18 protein-coding genes are annotated in these 22,551 nt (G+C 48.8%); 2 read left to right on the plus strand and 16 right to left on the minus strand.

Annotated features, from left to right (window positions below):
• Both tssI and Xedl_RS14835 read right to left on the minus strand, forming a co-directional pair.
• The coding region (gene tssI / locus Xedl_RS14830; protein ID WP_143187452.1) for a type VI secretion system tip protein TssI/VgrG at positions 1 to 837 on the minus strand (837 nt) is incomplete at its 3' end.
• Positions 838 to 852: 15 nt separating this feature from the next.
• On the minus strand, positions 853 to 2,211 hold the full coding sequence (locus tag Xedl_RS14835; RefSeq protein WP_244149729.1) for a VasL domain-containing protein: 1,359 nt from the start codon (positions 2,209 to 2,211) through the stop codon (positions 853 to 855).
• Between Xedl_RS14835 and Xedl_RS33685 the strand changes: the two genes are divergently transcribed.
• A complete protein-coding gene (locus Xedl_RS33685) occupies positions 2,164 to 2,352 on the plus strand; it encodes a hypothetical protein (protein WP_244149730.1) in 189 nt (62 codons plus the stop codon). The genes Xedl_RS14835 and Xedl_RS33685 overlap by 48 nt on opposite strands.
• Here Xedl_RS33685 and tssM read toward each other — a convergent pair.
• The 14 genes from tssM to tssB are packed head-to-tail and all read right to left on the minus strand — an operon-like array spanning position 2,349 to position 20,813.
• Positions 2,349 to 5,960, minus strand: coding sequence for a type VI secretion system membrane subunit TssM (tssM, locus tag Xedl_RS14840; protein WP_074024601.1), 3,612 nt, complete (start codon positions 5,958 to 5,960; stop codon positions 2,349 to 2,351). The two genes, Xedl_RS33685 and tssM, sit on opposite strands and share 4 nt — an antisense overlap.
• Positions 5,957 to 7,393 (minus strand): type VI secretion system protein TssA, encoded by a 1,437-nt coding sequence (tssA, locus tag Xedl_RS14845; protein WP_074024602.1) that lies wholly within the window; start codon positions 7,391 to 7,393, stop codon positions 5,957 to 5,959. The genes tssM and tssA overlap by 4 nt, the downstream gene beginning before the upstream one ends.
• 5 nt (positions 7,394 to 7,398) lie before the next feature.
• The gene (gene vasI / locus Xedl_RS14850) at positions 7,399 to 8,067 is read right to left on the minus strand and encodes a type VI secretion system-associated protein VasI (RefSeq protein ID WP_074024603.1); all 669 of its coding nucleotides are present in this window, start codon (positions 8,065 to 8,067) and stop codon (positions 7,399 to 7,401) included.
• The gene (locus tag Xedl_RS14855; RefSeq protein WP_074024604.1) at positions 8,064 to 8,861 is read right to left on the minus strand and encodes a Fis family transcriptional regulator; all 798 of its coding nucleotides are present in this window, start codon (positions 8,859 to 8,861) and stop codon (positions 8,064 to 8,066) included. Before Xedl_RS14855 ends, vasI begins: the two co-directional genes overlap by 4 nt.
• Positions 8,861 to 11,551 (minus strand): type VI secretion system ATPase TssH, encoded by a 2,691-nt coding sequence (tssH, locus tag Xedl_RS14860; protein WP_074024605.1) that lies wholly within the window; start codon positions 11,549 to 11,551, stop codon positions 8,861 to 8,863. The genes Xedl_RS14855 and tssH overlap by 1 nt, the downstream gene beginning before the upstream one ends.
• A gap of 9 nt (positions 11,552 to 11,560) precedes the next feature.
• Positions 11,561 to 12,328 (minus strand): type IVB secretion system protein IcmH/DotU, encoded by a 768-nt coding sequence (icmH, locus tag Xedl_RS14865; RefSeq protein WP_074024606.1) that lies wholly within the window; start codon positions 12,326 to 12,328, stop codon positions 11,561 to 11,563.
• A gap of 2 nt (positions 12,329 to 12,330) precedes the next feature.
• Entirely contained in the window at positions 12,331 to 13,683 is a 1,353-nt protein-coding gene (gene tssK / locus Xedl_RS14870) for a type VI secretion system baseplate subunit TssK (protein WP_074024607.1), read from the minus strand.
• Between the two features lie 2 nt (positions 13,684 to 13,685).
• Positions 13,686 to 14,240, minus strand: a complete 555-nt coding sequence (tssJ, locus tag Xedl_RS14875; protein WP_074024608.1) for a type VI secretion system lipoprotein TssJ — start codon at positions 14,238 to 14,240, stop codon at positions 13,686 to 13,688.
• Entirely contained in the window at positions 14,224 to 15,519 is a 1,296-nt protein-coding gene (gene tagH / locus Xedl_RS14880; protein WP_074024609.1) for a type VI secretion system-associated FHA domain protein TagH, read from the minus strand. The genes tssJ and tagH overlap by 17 nt, the downstream gene beginning before the upstream one ends.
• Positions 15,520 to 15,524: 5 nt before the next feature.
• Positions 15,525 to 16,577, minus strand: a complete 1,053-nt coding sequence (gene tssG, locus Xedl_RS14885; protein WP_074024610.1) for a type VI secretion system baseplate subunit TssG — start codon at positions 16,575 to 16,577, stop codon at positions 15,525 to 15,527.
• Complete coding sequence (gene tssF / locus Xedl_RS14890) at positions 16,541 to 18,373, minus strand: type VI secretion system baseplate subunit TssF (RefSeq protein ID WP_074024611.1); 1,833 nt, start codon at positions 18,371 to 18,373, stop codon at positions 16,541 to 16,543. Before tssF ends, tssG begins: the two co-directional genes overlap by 37 nt.
• Positions 18,374 to 18,814, minus strand: a complete 441-nt coding sequence (gene tssE, locus Xedl_RS14895; protein WP_074024612.1) for a type VI secretion system baseplate subunit TssE — start codon at positions 18,812 to 18,814, stop codon at positions 18,374 to 18,376.
• A gap of 2 nt (positions 18,815 to 18,816) precedes the next feature.
• On the minus strand, positions 18,817 to 20,295 hold the full coding sequence (gene tssC / locus Xedl_RS14900; protein ID WP_074024613.1) for a type VI secretion system contractile sheath large subunit: 1,479 nt from the start codon (positions 20,293 to 20,295) through the stop codon (positions 18,817 to 18,819).
• A 20-nt stretch (positions 20,296 to 20,315) separates the two neighbouring features.
• Positions 20,316 to 20,813, minus strand: a complete 498-nt coding sequence (tssB, locus tag Xedl_RS14905) for a type VI secretion system contractile sheath small subunit (RefSeq protein ID WP_074024614.1) — start codon at positions 20,811 to 20,813, stop codon at positions 20,316 to 20,318.
• 930 nt (positions 20,814 to 21,743) lie between these two features.
• Here tssB and Xedl_RS14910 point away from each other — a divergent pair.
• A complete protein-coding gene (locus Xedl_RS14910; protein WP_074024615.1) occupies positions 21,744 to 22,262 on the plus strand; it encodes an Hcp family type VI secretion system effector in 519 nt (172 codons plus the stop codon).
• The last annotated feature ends 289 nt before the right edge of the window (positions 22,263 to 22,551 follow it).

Genomic DNA, 22,551 nt, shown 5'->3' on the forward strand with positions numbered 1-22,551 from the left:
ACTGGTGTCACCCGGCTGGTAGGGCAGGACAATGCCCGGCGGCACCGAGCCGGCGTCATCGGCAAACACCAGCGTATTGCGCCCGTTGCCGCATTCAAAAAAGTAGAAGATGCCTTCTTCTGCGGTCAGCCGTTGCAGGAAAGCGAAATCACTTTCCTGGTATTGCACACAGAATTCCCGCTCCGGGTGGGCGTGGCGCAGGCTGAAAACCACGTCGCGGATACCGTGCTCTTTCAGGATGGTGGTGACGATAGTGGCAATATCCTGCTGCTGGAAGATGCGCGAGTTTTGCCGCAGGGTGGTGCGCCACAGGTCAGGGCGAATACTCATCTGGTAGGTGGTCTGGTGCAAACCGGTATTCCCCTGTTCAAAGCTGGCGACCATACCGGTGATACTGCGGCTTTCTATCCCATCCTGGGTGATCGTCAGGGTGGCGGAGCGGTCGAGTACGGCCGGAAAGTCGATGGCCGGATCGGCACTCGCCAGACCGACTTCCAGTTGGAACGGCTGGGAAAAGTGTTCATTCAGGGTAAAATCGGTAACGACAAAGGTTTGCGGCGGTAACCCGCCCACCGTCAGGGTAAATTGCAGGCCGCTTGGGGTACTGTTCCCCCCGCCTCCCAGCAGCGAGCGGGTTTTTTGCAGCACCTTAGTGGCGGCATTCTGACCGCTGGCGGCTCGTTCGGCCAGTCCCTGACCACTGGGCGCGGTTTGCCCTGCGCCACTGGAAATGATCCCTCGGTTCCCCAAGATATCAGCCGCCTGTGAGGCCTGCTGCCCCTGTCGGACAAACGACTGCCCTTTTTGAAGTTTCGCCATACTCTTTTTCAATGACATATTATGTCTCCCTGGTTAATGCTCACCGTCCGGTGTGACGGCTTGTGGCTGGTTATTGGACTGGCGTTCGGTTCCGCTCGCATTACCATGACGGCTAGCCGATTGTTCGGTCGCCTGACGCAACCGGTCATAACGACCCAGCAGGGCGTTAAAGCGGTCATCAATCCCTTTCAGCAGCACCGGCGGCGCCATTTCCCCTTTGGCGGCATAGACGCTCAACTGGCGCAGTTGTTCTTCCAGCGGTACTTCACTGCCGTGGCTGCGCTGGATGTCATAAATAGCCGTTTTCAGGTAGGACAGGGTGAAGCTGCCACGGGTCCGCTCCTGTAGCAGGATTTTGTCCGCCAGTTGCTGAAGCTGGTCACGAGTGGTATTCCAGCTCCCTTTTAGCGGCACGCTGTCAATCCGGGCGGCGACCTGCTGCTGCCATTGACGGGTTACCTGCTGCTGAACCGGAGACTGTGGCCAAAGTTGTTCCGCTGTTCCTGTCACCGTGCGGGCGGTTTCCCATGTGGCTAGTGGTGAGGTTTCCGCCAATCGATCCAACTGGTTCTGATAGTGAGCCAGTTCAGGTTGATACAGCCATGCCAGCCGGGCACCCGTGGGCTGGCCGGTGATAGCCTGGAGTTGTTGTTGCAGAGGTTTGTAGAACAACAGCCAACAGCCCATTAACACCAATAAACCCAACAAGGCGCCAAGGCCAAATCCCTGCCACGCATTAAGTCCCTGCGGAGGTTGTTCTGGAAACTGTACTCTTACCCGCGGTTGGTTATCGGCCGCAGGCTGGGGTTCATGGCGCAGTGGCGGCGGGGGCGGAGGTGTTTCTGACTCCCCTTCCGACTGAGACAGGTAAACTAACGGAGGCATCTGCACCGGTTGCGCGATCGGTTTCGCCACCTGACGGGGTTTTTCCAGTTTTTTCGCCGCGTTCTGGAAGAACCACAACAGGTTTTCCACCCGTGGTAGACGTTTCAGGTCGGATTGCTGCAACCGATCGATAATGAGCTGGAGTGCCCGTTCGGCGCGGTAAATCATCCGCAAGTCGCTGGCGGCAAAATCCAGTTGGCGCAGCACACTGCTGGTACGGGCATGGAACCACTCCAGCAGATCGGTGCGCACCTGCGGCTGAGACGGCCACAAAGTATCCCATTCGCTGACGATAACGCCGGCCAATAGTTCACACCCCTCAGTGAATCCCGCCAATCCATTTAAGTGCATCCGCGCCAGGGTGTAGTAAATCGCGGTTTGTAAATCGACTCCGTTGGTTTTGAATAACGTCAGGGACAGGGATTCTACCAACGGCCAGTTCACTTCCGGCTGTGCCGGATGACTGGTTTTGTTGATTTCATCGCGGATAACGGCAAATTCCGGCAAATTCAGCGGACTGCCGCCCGCCCGGATGATGAGATTTTCAGGATGCCCGCTCATATTCTCGCTTTTCTCCTTAAAAAAAACCCTGCCCGAAGGCAGGGGGAAGTGTTTGCTCTCAAAACTGACTCACTGCCGTTCCCTTAGTAGAGGGTGTCTGGCAGTTTGAATTGACTGAACAGCCCACCCGCAAATGGGTTGTCCGATTCATCCACATAGATGCGATAGGTCATCTCGCCATTATCGACGCTAAAACGTACATCAAAGAAGCCCGGCTGGACGTTGGTCAGCTTGCCGCTGTTAATCAGCCGCAACTGAGCCCACGGGCCACTAAAGCTGACAGAGCGCGGTGCCTGATTGCTTTTCGCTGGCATCAGGGTCAGTTGGCTTTCCGTGCCGGCACGCATGGAGTTTGGCCAGACCAGACGTGCCACATTGCTGCGGCCGTGGGAATAATCCACCAGTTGGCCATCAAGGTTTAACAAGGCACGGCGTTTATTGCCGGTCAGACTCACCGGTTCAACAGCAAACTGGGTGCCGAGGCCGTTTTGTGGGGTAAAAAAGGTGGTACGAATGCGGTTCGCCACAGCCAGTTGTTTCATGACGTCTGGACGGATCAACATCTTGCCGTCGGTGCCCGTGGTCAGGTTGTTTTCCACAAACGGTTTCAGGCTTTGCTGGTAGAAGGCGTCCAGCGTCCCACCCGGCCGGAAGAAGCGATCAAACTCGCTCAACGGCACTTCTTCACGGGCGTTCGGGTTGAACGGATAGCGCCCTGCCAGATAGGTTTTGTACTGCCTGACCACCGTGTCGTTCCATTCCACTTCCAGCGAGCGAACCGCTTCCATCATCACCACGCGCCACGCCTGTTCAGCCAGCTCACCGATCCAGCGGTTCAGCGGTTCCGGCAGGTTCTTCGCCATCTGCTGTACTTCAAAAATGGCGTCGCTGTTGTTCTTGTCCAGTCGCATCTGCACTGCCTGTAATGCAGCCTTACCCGGTACTGGTGAGTTCTGGATCGCCAGCAGGTAACGGTGCAGCGCCATCAGTTTTTGATAGACGCTTTGCAACGTGCTGCCCTTGTCACCATGCTCAACCAGCACGCCCGTTTCCGGTGCAAAGTCACGGCTAATGCGGTTTAACAGGCGATAGTCTTCTTTCAACGTCAACGCCTGTTTTTCCTTGTCGCTCAATGAAGCGCTGTTTATCACCGGAGGATTGGTGTTATCGCTCAGGATTTGCAGTGCTCGCTTGATGGGTTGCTCACCACTGATCACCTGTTCAATGGCACTGATGGCTTGTGGTAAATCATCAAAGTCACGCACTTCGAGGTTGTTCATCGCCGCCCGCCAGGTTGCGGTGTACTCGGCTACATACAACTCCGTGATTTCGCGCTGGATCCTCGACTGATCGGTGTCACTGTACTTATCGTTCACCGGTGACAGCGTCTGCTCGTTGTATTTCTCCGGGCTGTTATTCTTGATGTTCAGCACCCAGCTATCCATTGCCGTCAGCTCCACCAGCTCATTGCCCTGCTGGACGAAATACCCCATCAAGCCGTGGCGGGTCAGGAATTGCGGCACCACCAGCCGTTTTTCGTTGCTGGCAACAAACACGCTGTCAAAACTTGGGCCAATCTGGTCACGCAAGTTGATCGGCGCAGGCAGGGCATCCTGAGCTTTGATGCGCAGGTTCTGGTATACCCGCTGGTTGACAGAGAGCGCTTTCAACTCCTGCTGCGCCTGCCGGATCGGTTTAACAAAGGGAGCGAAGCGATCCACCGCATCCTGTTCGCCTTTATCCCGTTTTTCCTTCCAGTCAGTGCGCTCCAGGGCATAGTTCAGGTGGGTCAGCAACGCATCCTGCACATTACGTTGACCGTGGAACGCTTTACTCCAGCGTTCACGCATGTATTGGGTCACCAGGCCGCTGTTACGCTTGCTGGCATCTTCCATCATGCGCATGACACGTAAGATCTCTAGTTTTTCTTCACTGCCTGCCGGTGCCTGTTTTAAGTCATCCAGCAACCCCAGCATCAAGGCCGGCAGGAAACGTTGCTCCAGCAGTTTCAGGTAGGTTCCTTCCACATACGGCCCGACACCGCCCCCCTGATAGAGCGCCATATCGGTCAGGAAAGATTTGTTTTCGTGATAGTTACCGTAAGCCAGTGTCGCATCTCTGATGGGATTCAGCAGCGGCAACTGGAGGTTACCGTAATGGTCATCCCCTTTCGGTGGCGGGACGGACAGGAAGTTTTTCGCCTGCGCCAGCACTTCTTCACCTGCCCGATAGTTTTTCTGGTAGAAGTAATGCCAGCCACCCCACATCGCCAGCATGACCGACGCACTGACTACGGAGAAGGTATACAACTGGCGACGATTCCGGCTCAACCAGATCCGGTTTTCGGCCGCCAGATTCGGCTCTGCCAACAAGACATTTTCGAACAGAGAATGGGTGAAATACGGCAGAGTATCGCCCGTCGGCCAGGTGGGGAATGCCTGCAATCCCAGGTGATACTGGGACGAAGCGGATTGAGTGAACAAGTCATCCATCTGCCCCCTCTGGTGTGCCGACGTCAAATAGATGCCACGCAAGGTGGGACGGTGGTGTTCGTCGTTATACAAGATATCTTCCAACATCTGGACGATGTAGCTGTACAATCCCTGAATCTGGCGGGTGAAACTGAACAGAGCGCTACGCTGGTTAGCGTCCACGTTGTTCAGCATCATATCCGGCATCGCCAAATTCAGGTTGTTCATCCACTGCTTCCAGAACGCTTCCAGCTCACTACGCCACGCTTTTTCATCGCGGTTGTTAAGGCTGAACGTCACGCCCAAAATCTGGTCGCGCAGTTTGCGATCCAGTGACTGGTACATCGCCTCAAAGCCGTGCAATAAGTCAATTTTGGTCATCACCAAATAGAGCGGTAACTGGCTGTGGAAAGTCAGGCGAATGTCTTGCAGACGCTGATGGATCTCCCTTACATAGCGTTCGCGCTGTTCACGGCTATCGGTCATCAGACGCAGGATATCCACGGTCAGGATAATGCCGTTGAGTGGCTGGCGCTGACGGTTTTCAGCCAACCAGTTCAGCAATGCTTCCCACAAGCGGCTGTTGATTTGCGGTTTATCGCTATTGAGCGGGACGGGCTGGTCAATTAACTGACCTTTCGGATCGATGATGACCGCTTTTTCCCCCAACCAGCAGCGCAGCATCAGGGGCACTTCTCCATCCTGACGCAAATATTCCGGTGCCGCGATTTCGGATAGTTTATAACCTTCCTTTATCAGTGAGGTTTTACCACTTTTCTGGCTACCGACGACGATGTACCACGGACGTTCATACAGGTAATTGTGCGAGTCCAGATGGCGTTGCAACTGGGATTTCCAGTGGTCGAGATAGCGATCTTGATGTTCAATATCTACCCGTACCGGATCAACCACTTTCAGTTCAACGTCAAGGTTCAGTTTTTCCAGTGTCCGCAAGCGACGCCACGCTTTCATGCCAACCCAGAACACCACTACCATGATAATGATGACTGTTGCCAGCCAGCGCGCCGCGAGGCTCTCCAGTGGATAATCGTTGCGCAGTTTCCATTCCGGCCCCCACCACCATACCGCAATTAACAGTACGCAGGGGATAAGAGCCAGAACCAGTGCCATCAATGCCTTGAGGCGTGGCAGAGATTTAAACTTTGCCAGTGTCGGCAAGGCTGATTTCAATGGTGCCAAAGATGACAAAGAGGGCCATTTCATGGGTTAACACTCCTGTTTGAAGCCGTATCCTTGAGAGGAGAAGGGAGTTTTTCAGCCAATGACGCCAGCAGGCTGGGTTCCCATTGTGTAAGTTGCATGTGTTGTCCCGTGTGTAACAAATTCCGGTAATGCTGTTGAGCCAACGCTGTCATGCCAGCTTCTTCAAGCAATTGGGCATTGAGCAATTGACCATAAAATTGATCCCGTGGCTCAGTTAACTGTTGTTGATGTTCTTCCAACATTTTCAGGGCTGCTTCCAATCCCTGTTGCTGGAAACACTGCCAGATAACTTCCTGATCCGCAGAAATGGAACCCGTGCCCGTTGCCACAGGTTCAGGTGCGAGCCAGTCGAGGGTTTCAGGCGAAATAAACGGACTCATGTCAGAAAAACTTAAGGTTTTCAGCACGGGCAACCGCTCCAGAAACGCATTGAGTTCATCACGAATGGCCTGAGCGACGTTTCCATAACCCAATTGCAATGCGGCTTGTGCGGCAATGGCATGGCCATCCAGCCAGTAAGGAGCAAGCGCCAGACTTTGCTCGATTTGCTGGAGCAATTTGTTGTCCGCCAGCGGTAATTTCGCCAAATAATCAGCGGTACGATCTGCGGAGGTCGGTGCCAACGGGGTTTTGCCTGTCGCACTCGCCATCGGGGCGGTGGTGATGGTGTGCCATACTGCATGACGGCGCAGGGAATAACCAACCGGCAATTCGGGATAGCGTTCACACAGCAGATCGGCAACCGTCATTAAAGTCTGTTTCCACGCTTTTTCGCTCGAACTGTTAACGTCTACTTCTGGCATCGATGCAACCTGCGGCGCTTGCCCCACCGATTCAGCAGGCGCTGAAACCGGCACGGCAACAGAGGCGGGCTTTATCTCCACAGGTACGACTTCTGACTGACGGTTATAACGAATGCGCAGTTGGTCAACTTCTTTGGCAAGATCGGGTTCATTGGTATGCCAACATTGAGCGAGATGTGCCAACGCCCCTTGCGCATCATCCCGTTCATTTTTGCTTGCATGTTCAATAAAACTGCCCTGAGCAGAGTCAAAGCGCTTGAGAACTTGCTGTGCCAGTCGACGTTTTAACTGTGGCTTGGTTGGCCAGGCTTTTTCCCAGTAGTTTTTGACATACCCAGCCAGCAGCTCCATGGCGAGGATCAGTTCAGCCGCGTTGCCAGCATGTTGCAGGGTACGCAGCAGATGTACCATCAGCCGGAAGTCTTTGCTGTTTTCGCCCAACAATTGCAGTGCCTGACGCTGGATCTCTTCAACATCCAGCGAGCCATGCGACAGCGAACCAAACTTGATCATTTCGCTGTCAATGTATTCCCATGCGGGTTCGTTTTCTCCCAGTGCCTTGCCAATCTGTTCGTCGGACAGGGGGGCTAGCAGGGAGCCGAACCAATCGAATTGTGTTCTGATGTCCATGTCGATTACCAACGGCAAGCAGCACGTAATGGCTTCGCTGCCTGCTCCAACTGAGAAATGTTAAAGGTTATCTGGCTACCATTACTGCCCGTAATGCTCACCCGATCGCTGTTCATCAGGCGTTTGATTTCTTCAATGCCCGGTAAGCCACGGCTGGATTCCCACAAATACCCCTGCTCCCGCACGAACCATTCTGTACGGTATTCGGTTCTGTCTGTTGCCACAGTAACAGCCCCTGACTCCACGGGTTTAGGTAGTGCCACCTGCAAGCGGGTGATACTGTCAATGCAACTCAGCATTAATACGGGACGTGGAGGTGGTACGCCAATCGCGGGCGTGGTCAAGATAATCGGTGCTGCACCATTTTCTCCCTGCGTCACAATGAAGCTGGTAGAGTAATCAGTGCGTTTCATCTCCTGTTCCATCGCTTGTCGCCATAAAGGTCCCATATTTTCGATGGGGATCTGCACAGTCTTGAACTTGAGGTTATTCAATGCCCTGTCATAACATGCCAGCCGAATAAGAGGAGACGGCTCAAAGCGGCATTTATGCAGTTCATCTAAATTTTGCTCTTCCTTTACCGCAACCACTTCCTTTGGTTCTGCCACCTCTGCAAGCTTGGGATTCCCTGTCAATGAAGCAAGTAATGAACTGATAATTAAAACAATATTCATAATCTACACCCGTACTTAGCCAGTTTGTAAACCAACGTCCGCTGGGGAATGCCCAGGCTTTGTGCAATCAATCTGGTGTCGTTACCAAATTGACGCTGACGTTGAATCAACACGGCGCTTTCAAATTCTTCTATGGCCTTTGGCAGATTATCGATGTAACTGTAATCTACGGAGATACTGCTGACCGCCGCCGGGTTTTTCGATTCACTCAGGGAAGCAAGCAATTCATCCAATTGTTTTTCTTTTTGGCGCTGAACCAGAAATACCTGGCGGATTTGACGTAACTGTCCGCGCAGTTGTTCGAGTTCCTGCAATTTCTTCAGGCGGTGTTGCATGACATGGCAATAGATGCCAAACATGTTTTCATTGTTGGTGAAAGGGTGGACATTTTCGGCAAAGATAGCGATCACACCACAAGCCTGTCCATTGCAGTCAAACAGGGGAATGCCATACAACCCACAGTTATGCGGCAGTTCTGCAATAAATGTGCGGAAATGTGGATCGTCAATGCGCGCCCCGTGATTAAGGGAATCCCAAACAGTTGGGGCTCCCTTGCGTAATACCTGTATCAACGGGTTATTGACGTCATCAATATCCACTTGCAACCGACGCGAACTGGTTTGCTGAGGTTCCGGCAAGTTGTAGCATTCCAACCTGTTTTCGTTGATGTTCAGCAGAAAAACCAACAGGGCATCAAAACGCGAGCTATGGTTGACCTGTAAAAAATGGTCAACCAATTGTTCTACAGTGTTATTTTCCAATAACGCTAACGCGCTCCTCAGCCGCTGTTTCATTATTCTGCCTCCTCAACCTCTGCATGGAATTCATGTTCAACCACGGTTAGGTGAATAGCCTTGATGGGGATACCCGCAGCCATTTTCTGCAACAACAGTAATGAAACTGGCGGTAGCAGTGCGCCATCAATGATGGACTCCAACATACGGGCACCATTTTCCGCACGGGTAGCGCGTTGCAAGATCTCTTCGGATACTTCATCGCTAATAGTGACTTCTGCGTTGAAACGTTGAGTCAGCAGGGTATCCAGTCGAGCCAGTTTGCCCTGAATAATGGTTTTCAGCGTTTCATGGCCCAACGGCAGGTAAGGGATCACTTCCATACGCGCCAACAGCGCCGGTTTGAAGAAGGCCGCCAATTCAGGGTAAAGCAGGTCGTTGATCTGCGCTGGCTGCTCGGCATTGTCTACGATGGTTTGATAACCTAAGTTTGACGTCAGGAAGAATACGACGTTTTTACAATCGATGATGCGCCCTTCCCCATCAGCCAGTTCCCCTTTATCGAAAGCCTGATAGAACAGGTTCAATACGTCAGGGTGAGCTTTTTCCACTTCATCCAACAAGACAACTGAATACGGTTTTTGGCGAATGGCTTCGGTCAAGACACCGCCTTCGCCGTATCCTACGTAACCTGGCGGTGAACCGATCAGACGGGAAACCGTATGCTTCTCCTGAAACTCGGACATGTTGATGGTGGTAAGGTATTGACGGCCACCAAACATCAGCTCCGCAATTTGCAGGACGGTCTCTGTCTTACCGACACCACTTGGCCCTACTAACAGGAATGCCCCAAGAGGACGCCCCGGACGACGCAAATCCGCACGAGCTGTCAGTAAATGCTTGTGCAAACACTGGATCGCAACTTCCTGCCCCTTGATGCTTTGTCCCAAGTGAGTAGGTAATTCAGTGACGATGGACAGTTCACTTTGTGATAAGCGGTTCAATGGCACCCCTGTCCACTCGGCGATCACCGCCGCAATCTGTGTCTTATCCACATGTGGAGAAACCAGCGTTTGCTGCTGTTGTAGTTCTGCCAACTGGGTATTGAGATTCGCCAGTTTTTCGATCAAGGATAGTTCGTCGTCAGCTTCTTCTATTACCTCTGCTACCTCTGCTTCTTCTGCGGTTTCATCTTGTCCGGTCGCTTGATGTTTGTCCGCATTTTCGGCAATCTCGTCAGCCAATAATTGGCTGCGCAGTTCGATAATTTGCTTCACCAATTCTTGCTGCTGTTGCCAGCGATTTTCCAGCTCAGTAAGTTGTTGTTGAACTTCTTGTTGCTGGTTTTGTAACTCCGCCAATCGCTCGGCATGGGTGTTTAGCCCCATGCGTTGCTCCCTCTCCAACACGTCGATTTCCATTTGCATCTGGTGCAATTCGGTGGTTAATGAGGAGATCTGGCGCGGCGGTGAAGTCAGGTTAATGGCAACACGGGCACAGGCAGTATCCAGCACATCAATGGCTTTGTCTGGCAGTTGGCGGCCGGAAAGATAGCGATCACTCAATACCGCAGAGGCTTTCAGGGCTTCATCATCAATCAGTACACCATGCGCCTGTTCGTAGATAGCACGCAAACCGCGCATAATAATGGTCGCTTCATCTGCGGTCGGTTCAGAGACTTTCACCAGTTGGAAACGACGGGACAGCGCGGCGTCTTTTTCAAAATATTTCTTATATTCACTCCATGTGGTGGCTGCAATGGTTTTCAGTTCACCACGAGCCAGAGCAGGTTTCAGCAGGTTGGAGATATCCAATCCCCCTGCCTGGTTGCCCGCACCGATCAGGGTATGAGCCTCATCAATGAACAGGATGATGGGTTTTGAAGATTGGCTAATTTCAGCCATGATGCCTTTGAAGCGTTTTTCAAATTCACCTTTAACCGCTGCCCCTGCCTGCAATGCTCCCAAATCCAGGGTCATCAGTTCACTATTGCGCAATTTTTCCGGTACGCGGTCGTCAATAATGCGCAAGGCCAAACCTTCAATCAGGGCACTTTTACCAACACCTGCCTCACCCACGACGATGGGGTTGTTTTTGCGGCGACGGCAAAGAATGTCGATCATCAGATCGATCTCGTTATCGCGGCATAAAACCGGATCAAGCTTGCCCTGGCGTGCCTGTTCGGTCATGTTCTGGGTAAAGCGTGCTAACAAACTGTCGCTGTTTGCTGGATGTACTCCCTGCCCGCCGTTGTCACCGCTGATATCAAGGGGCTGTTCAGCCGAGCCATTCGTCCATTCAGCAAAGTTTTGGCGCAATAATTCGCGGTTGATACCTGCCAGCAAACGCGCCGTTTGTGGTGCCAAATAACGCAACGGACTGAATAGCAACGCAATCAGCATAACGCCGCTGCGTAGTTCGGAATGTTGCATCTCAGTAGAAGCCAACAGCCAGCTATCCTGCAACCATTCCACCAGCATGGGGGAAAAATTGGGGTAGGCCTGCACCAGCGATTGATGGTGCGTCATTACCTGATCGAGCTGTTCTTTCAGCAGATCTTTATCGATATCTGCTTTACTGAAGATGAGTCGCACATCACTGAGTGGCGTATCGAGCATGTGCAGCAGTAGTTGCGCAACCGTAATTTCAGGTTGTTGCTGGCTGACGCAAGATGCCGCCGCGGCTTCCAGTGCATGGCGGGTCATCGGGTTTAAACGATTCACAAGGGTAGGCAGATCAATCTGGATCATGGCGACTTCCTATCTCAATAAGTTACTTAGCTGCTTTAATATGTCTTGGGTTTGATCACCGAGGCGAATGGCATAAAAGCTGTAAATAGCCACCAGCAAGCCCACGCTAATCACAAACAGGTGCTTGATAGTCCATCGTCTGCTCAGGCGATAACGCGCATTACTCTCGTTGACGTTGACATACAGCGTGGTCGGCGGAGTATCCCCACGCAGTGAGTGAAGTTGTTGCTGCAAACGACGGAACAGGCGCTCAAAGTCATCGCTTTTCTGGGTGCTGACTTTGTAGCGCCCGCGATACCCCAGGCAGAGGCAGAGGTAAATGAACTCCAGCAGATGCTGGTAGCGCTGCGCCTCTCCCATCAGACGCTCAAGCAATACAAAGACCTTTTCCCCTCCCCAAGTTTCATTGTGGAAGTGCACCAACAGTGATTGCTTCAACCAGCCATTCTGGCTGTTCCAGCCGTGCCCCAACGCAGTTTCATCAATGAAGGTGCACAGTACGTAACGGAATGAAACAATCGCGCCGGGTTCATAACCCTTGGTTTGCAGATACTGCTCAATGGCGCGAATGTCAGTAACAACCTGTTGGTAAAGCTTGTCTGGTAGTGCCTGATCCGTCATATCCTGCAAACGCAAGACCATCCCCAGTAAAGGGGTGGCGGCATCGATCATTGAGTTGAGGCTTTCACCACGCAACGGTAGCTGATACTGGCGCTGAAACGTTTGCAACGTTTCAGACTTTTCCAGTGACGGACTGTCAACATTGATATCACTCATGATTATTCCTTACCGCCCCTGATAGCCCAAAGCTGCATATCTAAGTCAGGGAAATCCCCTGATACGTGGAACGCGATGGAATTTCCTTGCTGGATCTCTTTCCACGCCGGACTTTTCTGATCCAGACGGAAGTAGGTATATCCAGAGTGATACGGCAATTGGCGAGGCGCAGCAGATAGTGCAATCAATGGCACGCCCGGTAATTGAACGCTGACCAGATCGCGGATCTTTTCCATCGATGTGACTTTGGTTTGCTGGACAAACTGACGACGCAACTGTTCCTGCGGCGTGCTGGCGCTGATTGCCAGTACGAATTCGGCCTTGCGCAGTAGATCGTTATCATGAAGCGTTGCCACACGAATACCCCCTTCGTTCTGTTTCAACGCAATCGAAGTTGCACGTGGAGTCAGAACCACGTTTAACGCATCACGAATTGCGTGCATCACATCCTGGAAGGTATCTGTCAGGTTATTGTGGTCATACGCCAATATATTTCCTGGCAGGCGGCTTGCGTCGGTGAATGTTCTCAACTCACCGCAAGTCTGGAGTAGCTCGGTATATAAGTGCAGCGGGTGCAAAACGGTCTGTTTTGCATAATGGTTGAACAACGGCTGAACGCGGTTGAGTAATTGCAGCATCATGAATTCTGCGACATCTGCCACCCCTTGCTGACCCGGCGAACCAATGCGTTTAGCCAGTGTTCTTGAACGCTCTGTCAGCAGGCCATCAATTTCCACCATGAAACGCTTAAGTTTGTCAGCCACAAAGATCGACAAACAGGTCGGGACAAATTCGTTATCCAGAACAATGTTGCCATCTTTTTGCTTTTCTTTGATACGGCATAGTGGAATGGCGGTGTAAGCACTCATGTCCTCGGAGCCTTGCATCAGAACTGGCGTCAATTGGGCAAGGTTAAGGGCAAAGGAATCACCGCCTTTGGTATGGAGATCGCGGACATCAGTGGGAAGTTCCCGATAACGCACCGCACTTTGTATTTCTGCACCCTGATCAGCAATTTCCCGAATGGTATCGCTGGACATCGGTAATGCCAGATAAATATCTTTGCTTTTCAGGTCATTAACATTTTCGATATCCAATGGTTTTGGCAGTAAATCCTGGCTGGGCGCAGAAAAAACGGTGCCATCAGGCATAATACCGCTGGCTTCGGTAATCCCAATACGTCCTAACTTGAGCAAATCATCATTGATGCTCAGGGAGCTGAAACCGTGAGCATAAGGTGTTAATACTGAAACAAGGCTATGTGCCAGATAATCAATATGTTTTTGTTGTTGCTGAAAATGTTGTGGTCTGATGAATAATCCTTCGTGCCAAATCACCCGATTTTTACCTGGCATGATTACTCCTCCTCTTTTCTAAGTTCGACGTCGTTATTTCTGACATGCACCAAGATGTGATAATGGCGGCCGATGTCTTTTACCCGGATGATCTTTTTCCATTCAGATTGATTTGCATCTGCATAGTGAACGATGACACCGATGTAACGGTTTTTCTTTTCCAATGCGATCTGTTCCAGAGGCTTGTATTGCCCTGGCAACAGGGTGTAATCCTGATGATCGATATAGTTTTTCCCCAGTGCTTTTTCGAGTTTGTCACTATCGAGCTGGTCATAGTCGGCAGCCAGAAAGCGCGAATCCTCACTGAGATAAACCAAATTCATTTCAACAGGAGCCGCTTCACCACTTTCATTGGGGTTGATGTCGGGTTCGGCCAGCAATGTAATGTTGGCAACAGAGGCCTGCTCATCGGGTTTACCTACCGGTGTGGAAGGATCCCAAATGACCTGGCCTACTTTTTTTGTTGCGTTCCATGCACTGCTACAGCCGTTTAGTAACATCACTGACAGCAATAAAATCCCTACAGCCCATACACGGCGACTAGCGGAATGTGTCATTGCTGGATTCCTCCAAGCCCTGACGCAATGCGCGGTCATAAGCCTGCTCATACACCTCGCGGAATAATTTTTCGAATCCTTGCTGGCGGCTGGAAGACAATTCGCGGTAATAGTTGGTGTACATTTCCCAAGCCCAGGAAGCATCTTTACTCCTGACTTCGTTGCTACGACGATAGTGTGAGAAACGACGGAGCAATTGTTCTGGAGAAAAGGCTTCCAGCATGGTGTCTAGCGCGGCAGAAATAGCAATTCGGTTAGCCTGATAGTGTAATTGCAGGTTTTGCAGGCTTTCCGCTACCGCAGCCGGAGCAGAGAGATGAACCGGACTTTTCTGATCAGAGAACATCACCTGCATAGTCGTGCCATAATCCATATTCAGACGCAGCGGGTTATCTTCGATAGGCCGGAGTTGTTTATCACGTAATCCATGTTGTTCACGCTGGAGAGCCAATAACCCCTCAATGGCCGCTTTCATGGTCTTGCCCATTTCTTGCAGAAAATCATTCGCCTGCTGACTGTCGTGCAAAGGCAAACGAGCTTCCAGACCACGCATGAGCGGGGTAATAGCAACATGGTCAATATCCATACTTTCGTACTGCCTGTCGGAATCGATGTCCGGTAAATCAAGAAACTCCTGATCCATAATACTGCCTCGGTTATCAGAAATAGGGTTAGCAAATGGAGGGTTCTGGTAATGATCCGGTGGCAAAAGTTGTTCGGTATCATCAGCCTCAATCTTGGGTTTCAATGTGGTCAGGCTCTCGCTATCAAGTACCCGCAGCGGATCATCACTGAAACGATGCATCACCGTTGGCGCAATGCCTTCATTGTGGGCAAACACAGAGTTTTGGACGGGTGTACCTTCCATCATGGCATCCAGTGGATTGCTATAGCTGGAAACCAACGATTCAGGGGATATCATTGAAGGATCAACGCGATCGGCCTCAGAAAAACTGATATGGCTCTTGATCGACAAATTACCTACCTTGATTTGATCGCCTTGTTGTAACAGGATCAAACCCGATTCAGGCGTCAAAGTTGCATTGTTGATTTGCACTGATTCAGCAAATACTTGCAGGCAAAATGCCCCATCCTGCCATTTAATGGCAAATTGTGACGGGCAGACATTGCCCTGCTGATCCTGCACAGACCAAAGGTGGCTTTCACTGCTGCCGACCGTACCGCCCTGTGCCGAGAACTGGCAGTTGGCGGCTTTACCACTTTCTAGCTGTTCACTGTTAAGAACCCGCAATGAAAGGATTGGTTGATGTTTTTCCATGGTCGTTATTCCATAACTGAAATGATGACAGAGGGTTTCTTTTCCGGTTCGCCGAGAAAACTGGTCCACCCCAAATGGTTATTCTGCTTTGCCCCCAATACCATGCCGCTGACCTGATTTTCAGCCAGGCTAAGACGTAGTTCCCAGGCAAACTGGCTGCGCATGACAAAAGAGATGAACATCACCAACGGCAGATAGTTTTTGCCATCAGGCAGGAATGAGAGGAATCGCTCTCTAGGCAAGTCATTAATACTAAGTAAAAATTTACCGCTGTAATCCCCGACCCAAGAACCAATGGTGAAGTTTTCTCCCAATACCGATAACTTGTTATCAACCGTTTTCAGACCCTTATTGGTGCGCCCCAGACGATTTTGCTGATCCATTGGGATAATGACTTTCCTAAATTGCCAGCCGTGCAACGTAACGTCCTGCAAATCAAAACAGTGGGAAACAAGGCTGCATATGACTTCTGGCGAGCGTCCGGGGCTTGCCAGTAATCCGGCGTACGCCAGCATTTTGCTGTGGTTGATGTTCAGCATCCGGCGGTTGACATCACTGCCCAACCCAACCAGAGAAAACATGCGTTGGGAAAAATTATCTTCTCCACCCTTCTTGAAGCAGATGTAATAGCGGTATTTCCGCCAAATCTGATGCAGGATCGTAATTAAACGGTGGTTGAAAATGTTGAGAAAATCCGTCAACCGGTTTTCTCCATGTGCCTCTTCCCATGCCAATGAATCCAGATAATAACCAGGCATCGGAGACTGGCTGCCATGCAATCCCATAAAGGAAACTTCCAGTTCAAAATATCCCTTTTTGGATTGCGTAAGCGAGATAACATCCCGTGTCGGAAATGCCAGACTGGCACTGGAACGGAAACGGACAGATTCCAGATCAGGACGATCTGTCTCTCCGGTTTTATCCCACGCTACCGCCAATTGGTTAAGCAGCTCAACCAACTGGTAAAAGTTGTACTGTGAGATGTCCAATGCCAATGGCGTGGCAGGATCCTGTTCAGTGATTACATCAACGAGTGTTGACCTATCTGTACCGGCCATTCATAACATTCCTGATTATCTAAATTGATTACCTTCAACATATGAAACGCATTAACGCTGGCATACAGTGAGAAAAACCGTGACAGAATCGTACTGAACAGATAAAGCTCGCCTTCCGAGCTGAATGCCTGTTGCCGGATATACAGTGTTGAGCGCAACCCACGCACAGGCTGACCACGGAACAGACGATCTGTCGGCTCTGTTTCAATTTTTTCAATAGCATCAAGCCGTTTCTGCGATGAACGCTTGGACTGTCGGTTATGAATACTTGGGAAATCGTAGGTACGCAGCACTTGCTTGAGTGCGTCCTTATCCAGCAATGACATATAGTTGAGCGACATATTTGACAGTAATGACCAGTGCAAACCACCATCCAACAAGGGATAGAGAGGCACTGACGGCCGCGTGATATTGCGGAATGTCGCAAATGACGGGCTACCGATTGAAGGATAATTAATGTCGCCAACCCGCAACTCTAAAGGCAATTCACGGTTGGTACAGGTCAATCTGATCGAAACATTTTCTTTTAGCTTGAACCTGAGTAAATCGGCATCATCTCCCCGTACAAATGAGATGAAATGTTCCAGCCCCCTACGGAAAGGAGACTCTTTCACCCGAATACGGTAATAACGCATCGAATTTTCATCTTCGTTATCTATTTGGTGATTGAAACTTTCAAACGGGGTATAAACTCGCTCACCAATGCGGGCACGGCTGCGCTCACCATTTTCCCCTGTCAGCCAGCTTTCTACGCCATCAACCGAGAAAATGTCATAGTTATCTGGCAAGCTGTAACTGGCTTTCAACGGGTATTCAGTCTGGCTGCCATTGAGTTCAATCGCTTCACTGTCCATTGGGAACAGGTTAATTGCGGGCGTGCAATGCAGACGAAAAGTGTCATGGCGAATCTTGGCTTCTGGTGGCAGAGCCTGAGAAAAATGTAAATTCAGTTTGAAATCTTTGGCCTTGAGATCTTCCGGCAGTTTCGGGAAGCCTTTCACATCAAAAAACAGGAAACTTTCTGCGAAACAGAAATATTCCTGCAAGATGCGATATCCCATATAGGCGTTTTTCGGATAAGGCAGTAACGCATCTTCCCGCTCAAATCCCACAGGCACAAAATCAAAATCTGGCAGGGGGATCACGGTATCGCCTGCCACTAACTCAGCTTTTCTAAAGTAGTAACAAAGCCAGAAATAGAGCTGCGAAGTGGTATAGTTATCACCGCTCAAATAAAACCGCAGTTTGTCCAGCTCCAACTCATGCAGATTCAGCTCTGTTTTCGACGTAAAATTCAGGCCGATAATTCCGGTTTCATTACTGTTATTGACGGAAATGTCACGGATAGAAAACGGAAAAAGCCAAACATCGCGGCAGAGGGTGAAGGTACAGCGACCATGATCGTCTTTTTTGTCATCCGACTTTTCGTTCGAATAAATATCATCTTGAGTCGACAACGAATGGCTCATAATCTGTGTGCCACGCTTAACCTGTGTCGCTTTCGTCACTACACTCTCATCAGGGGTATATTCGATGATGGTCATGCTGGGGGTTGGACGCAGATAATTCGGCCACAACATATTGAGCAGACCATGCGTCAATTCAGGGAATTGATCATCAATCTTTGCCCGCAGGTTGCCTGTCAGGAAGGCAAAACCTTCAAGTAAACGTTCAACGTCGGGGTCAGAACCCTGTTCTGACAAAAATGCGGCAAGATGAGGGCGCTCAACGGCGGCTTCTTTCCCCAGTTGTCGCAGATAGTTCAACTCATCTCTGAAATATTTTTCAAATGACATTTATTGAGTTCGCTCCAGGCAATAGCGCCGGTTGTTATCCAACTGGATACTAAATTCCACAAGGTCGTTGATATCATCCAGGGAGATTTCAGCACTGATATGAAAGCTCAACAGCAACGGATCTGAATCATCATTGATGGCGCTGACAGAAACCGCTGATATTCTTGGCTCATAATTTCTGATGCACTCTTCAATTTCCCACTCGATACTTTGCTTGAAATCCACCGATGTTGCGGTCGCATCATTGAGATCAATAACCCCTAAATCAACGGCACTTTGGCAGGCCCCTGGACGGGAATTCAGCACTTCATTCAAATGCTTTTTGATAGAATCAAGTAGTGCACGCATCCTTGACTGACGGGAAGAGCCGGAGCTCTTCCCTTGAATGCGCTCAAACAGACTGGCAGAGCTGCCTCTGTTCCAACTGTACAGCGCAGCCATGATTATTCCTTATCCAAACGTCCAACCAGAGACAGTTCGAAACTTGCACCCATGTATTTGAAGTGCGGGCGAACTTGCATCGCCACCTGATACCAGCCTGGATCGCCTTCAACATCCAGCACCTTGATTTCAGCAGCACGCAGAGGACGGCGGCTACGAACATCAGTAGGTGGGTTTTCCTGATCAGCAATGTACTGTTTCAGCCACATGTTCAGTTCGCGCTCCAGATCCTGACGCTCTTTCCAGGAGCCGATTTGTTCACGCTGCAACACTTTGATGTAGTGAGCCAGACGGTTGATGATGAACATGTATGGAAGCTGAGTACCCAACTTGTAGTTGGTTTCCGCAATTTTCCCTTCACGAGTATTTGGGAACACTTTGGGTTTCTGAACTGAGTTTGCCGAGAAGAATGCTGCATTATCGCTACCCTTACGCATGGTCAGGGTAATGAAGCCTTCTTCTGCCAGTTCGAATTCACGACGGTCAGTGACCAACACTTCTGTTGGGATCTTCGCCTGAATTTGCCCCATTGCTTCATACAGGTGGACTGGCAGATCACTTACCGCACCACCACTCTGTGGACCGATAATGTTTGGACACCAGCGATATTTAGCGAAGCTGTCAGTCAGGCAGCTAGCCAGCAAGTACGCAGTATTGCCCCACAAGAAATGTTCGTGGTCACGGCTAACATTTTCCTGATAGTTGAAGTTCTTGATTGGGTTTTCAACATTGGAATAAGGCAGACGCAGCAAGAAGCGGGGGGCGGTCAGGCCTAAGTAACGTGAATCTTCTGACTCACGCAGCGCACGCCATTTAGTATGTGAAGGGCCTTCAAAGACGGACTTCAAATCCTTAATAGCAGGTAGCTCAGTAAAGCTGTTAATGCCAAAGAATTCCGGTGAAACGGATGACAAGAATGGCGCATGAGCCATCGCACCGACTGAACTGACATACTGCATCAATTTAATATCAGGCGTAGTATTGTTGAACGCGTAGTTACCAATGACGGAGGCAACAGGTTCACCACCGAACTGGCCGTAGCCTGAGGAATAAACGTGTTTGTAGAAGCCGGACTGAATAATTTCAGGGGAGAATTCAAAATCTTCTAACAGTTCATCTTTAGTAGCATGAAGGATGTTGATTTTGATGTTTTCACGAAAATCAGTACGATCCACCAAAATTTTCAGTGAACGCCAGGAAGATTCCAATTCCTGGAACGGCTTAGCGTGCATGATTTCATCCATCTGCTCACTTAGCTTTTTATCCAACTCAACGATCATCTTATCAACGAGCAATTTGTTGATTGGTTCTTCGTTAGAGCCAGTATCCAGGATGCTACCGATAAACGCAGCAACACCTTGTTTAGCAATATAGTAGCCATCATTTTCCGGAGTCATTCTCGCTTGAGACATAATTTCATCAAGCAAGGACGTCGTTGCGCCAGAAGCAATAGCTGTGCTGTTTTCTTCGTGCTGAGCCATTTAAAAATTCCTTTAACCAGTTATTTTTTATTGACGATTTCAAGTTCTTTCAGGAGTTGCTCACGAACGGATTCATCATCCAGCAGTGACTGCAAACGAGCACGAAATGCTGGGATATTTCCCAATGGGCCTTTTAATGCAACCAATGCCTCACGCAGTTCGAGAAGTTTGTTTAATTCAGGTACTTTCTTCGCGATATTATCCGGTGAAAAATCATTCAACGATTTTATTTCCAGATTAACTGGCAGATCGTCTTCGCTTTTTTCATCGAGGCGATTAGGAACGTTAAAAGTCAGGTTGATGTTCGCTTCATTCATTACGGCATTAAAGTTGTTCTTATTGATAGAAACTGTCTGCCGCTCTTCAATTGGCGTATCTTCGCTTTTCCCTTTCAAGTCACCAACAACCAGAAGATTCAGAGGTAATTCAACTTCTGCGGTCTGGTCACCGTTATTTGGAACATACTTAATATTAATTCTTTCTTTCGGAGCTACGCTACCTGGACTATTCTTACTCATATTTGAATCCTTTGGCTAATACAACCATGAACTGTCTAACAACCCATTATTGGTGAGAGAATGATTCCAATGTTTACCCATATAATACATACAGAAAATCTTCCTAAAAAATAGGCTAAAGAAGACAACTATATTTGCAGGCACGAATAGTTTTATATCAACATATAGTTAAATAATCAGATATACCCTATCCAATCGTGGAAATAACATCGATACGAGAAATCGTCAAGTTCGAGTTTGACATTTTATTTTTTTGATGTAAAGCCAAAACACAAATTGATAAATACCTCTATTCAAGCTTTTAATCTCCAAATCCCAATTCATAGCAATTTATAAACATTTTTTGGCGTTAAAAATAGAGGAAAATTTGGTTTTACACCCTCTAAGAGCATGTAATCCCATTATTTATTACTTGCATCAAAAGAAATATTTTCCATCTTCACCTGAATAAAACATAACCTGTCAATTTTCTATTAATAATCATCGTCAATATCATTTTTTATTTTATATTGATTAATTATGTACCATCACAACTCAAATTATTTTCATTTTTTTGATCTAGATAACACTTTTCAAATGATCATAAGAAAACAACCAAACCAAAAATTAAAAAACAATAAATATCAAGTAGTTAAAAAAATCAAAAAGTCATAGGTTATTTTTAAACCAGTCAAAGAAACTTATTGTTTATAAAAAATCAGCTATAAATTTTACAACGGCAATGATTATAAAATTTTTATTTGTCATTGAATTAGAGCATATGTTGCATTTTTCAAATAACTTTGCATTCATCAATTTCAGCTTTATTATTCGCATCGAGTGTTTGGTAAGCGATAATTTCATTCGATTAGCATTTGGTTAATAAATGGAATAATCACGCAAGGAATGAACACTTACACTAATATTGGTAAATTTTTATAGGATATTCATATGCCAACTCCATGTTATATTTCCATCCATGGTAAAACTCAGGGTCATATTACCGCTGGCTCATTCACTGCTGAATCCGTAGGTAATATCTTTGTTCAGGGTCACGAAGATGAAATGCTGGTTCAAGAATTTGACCACATCGTCACTGTCCCAACTGATCCACAGTCAGGACAACCTTCTGGCCAGCGTGCGCATAAGCCATTCCGCTTTACCGTTGCGTTGAATAAATCAGTTCCTCTGCTGTACAACGCACTGGCTTCTGGCGAAATGCTGCCTACTGTAGAATTGAAATGGTATCGTACTTCAATCGAAGGTAAACAAGAGCATTTCTTTACTACAAAACTGGAAGATGCAACTATCGTTGATATCGATTGCAAAATGCCACACTGCCAAGATCCAGCTAAATCAGAATTCACTCAATTAGTTCGTGTATCTCTTTCTTATCGTAAGATTACCTGGGAACACACTACTGCGGGTACTTCTGGTGCTGACGACTGGCGCGCACCGATTGTTGCTTAATATCTTATTCATTAAATATTAAGTAATAACTTTTCAGCCAATGAATATTATTCATTGGCTGAATAATGTAAAAATCTTAAAATCCCCATAAATTTACTTTAATTCCTGCTTTTATCTTTTATATTTATTTTTCTGTTTTTTTTCCACTGTCAGATTTCCCTATAGTAATTATTTTCACAATAAATAGAGATAAGTTGATCAGATAAACTATCTGCATTGGTGTTATAATCGGTAATCAGATGACTTATTGCCTGTTCTTATGAAATCGAATATCACACTGTCTGAACCA

The organism is Xenorhabdus eapokensis (genome assembly GCF_001908105.1).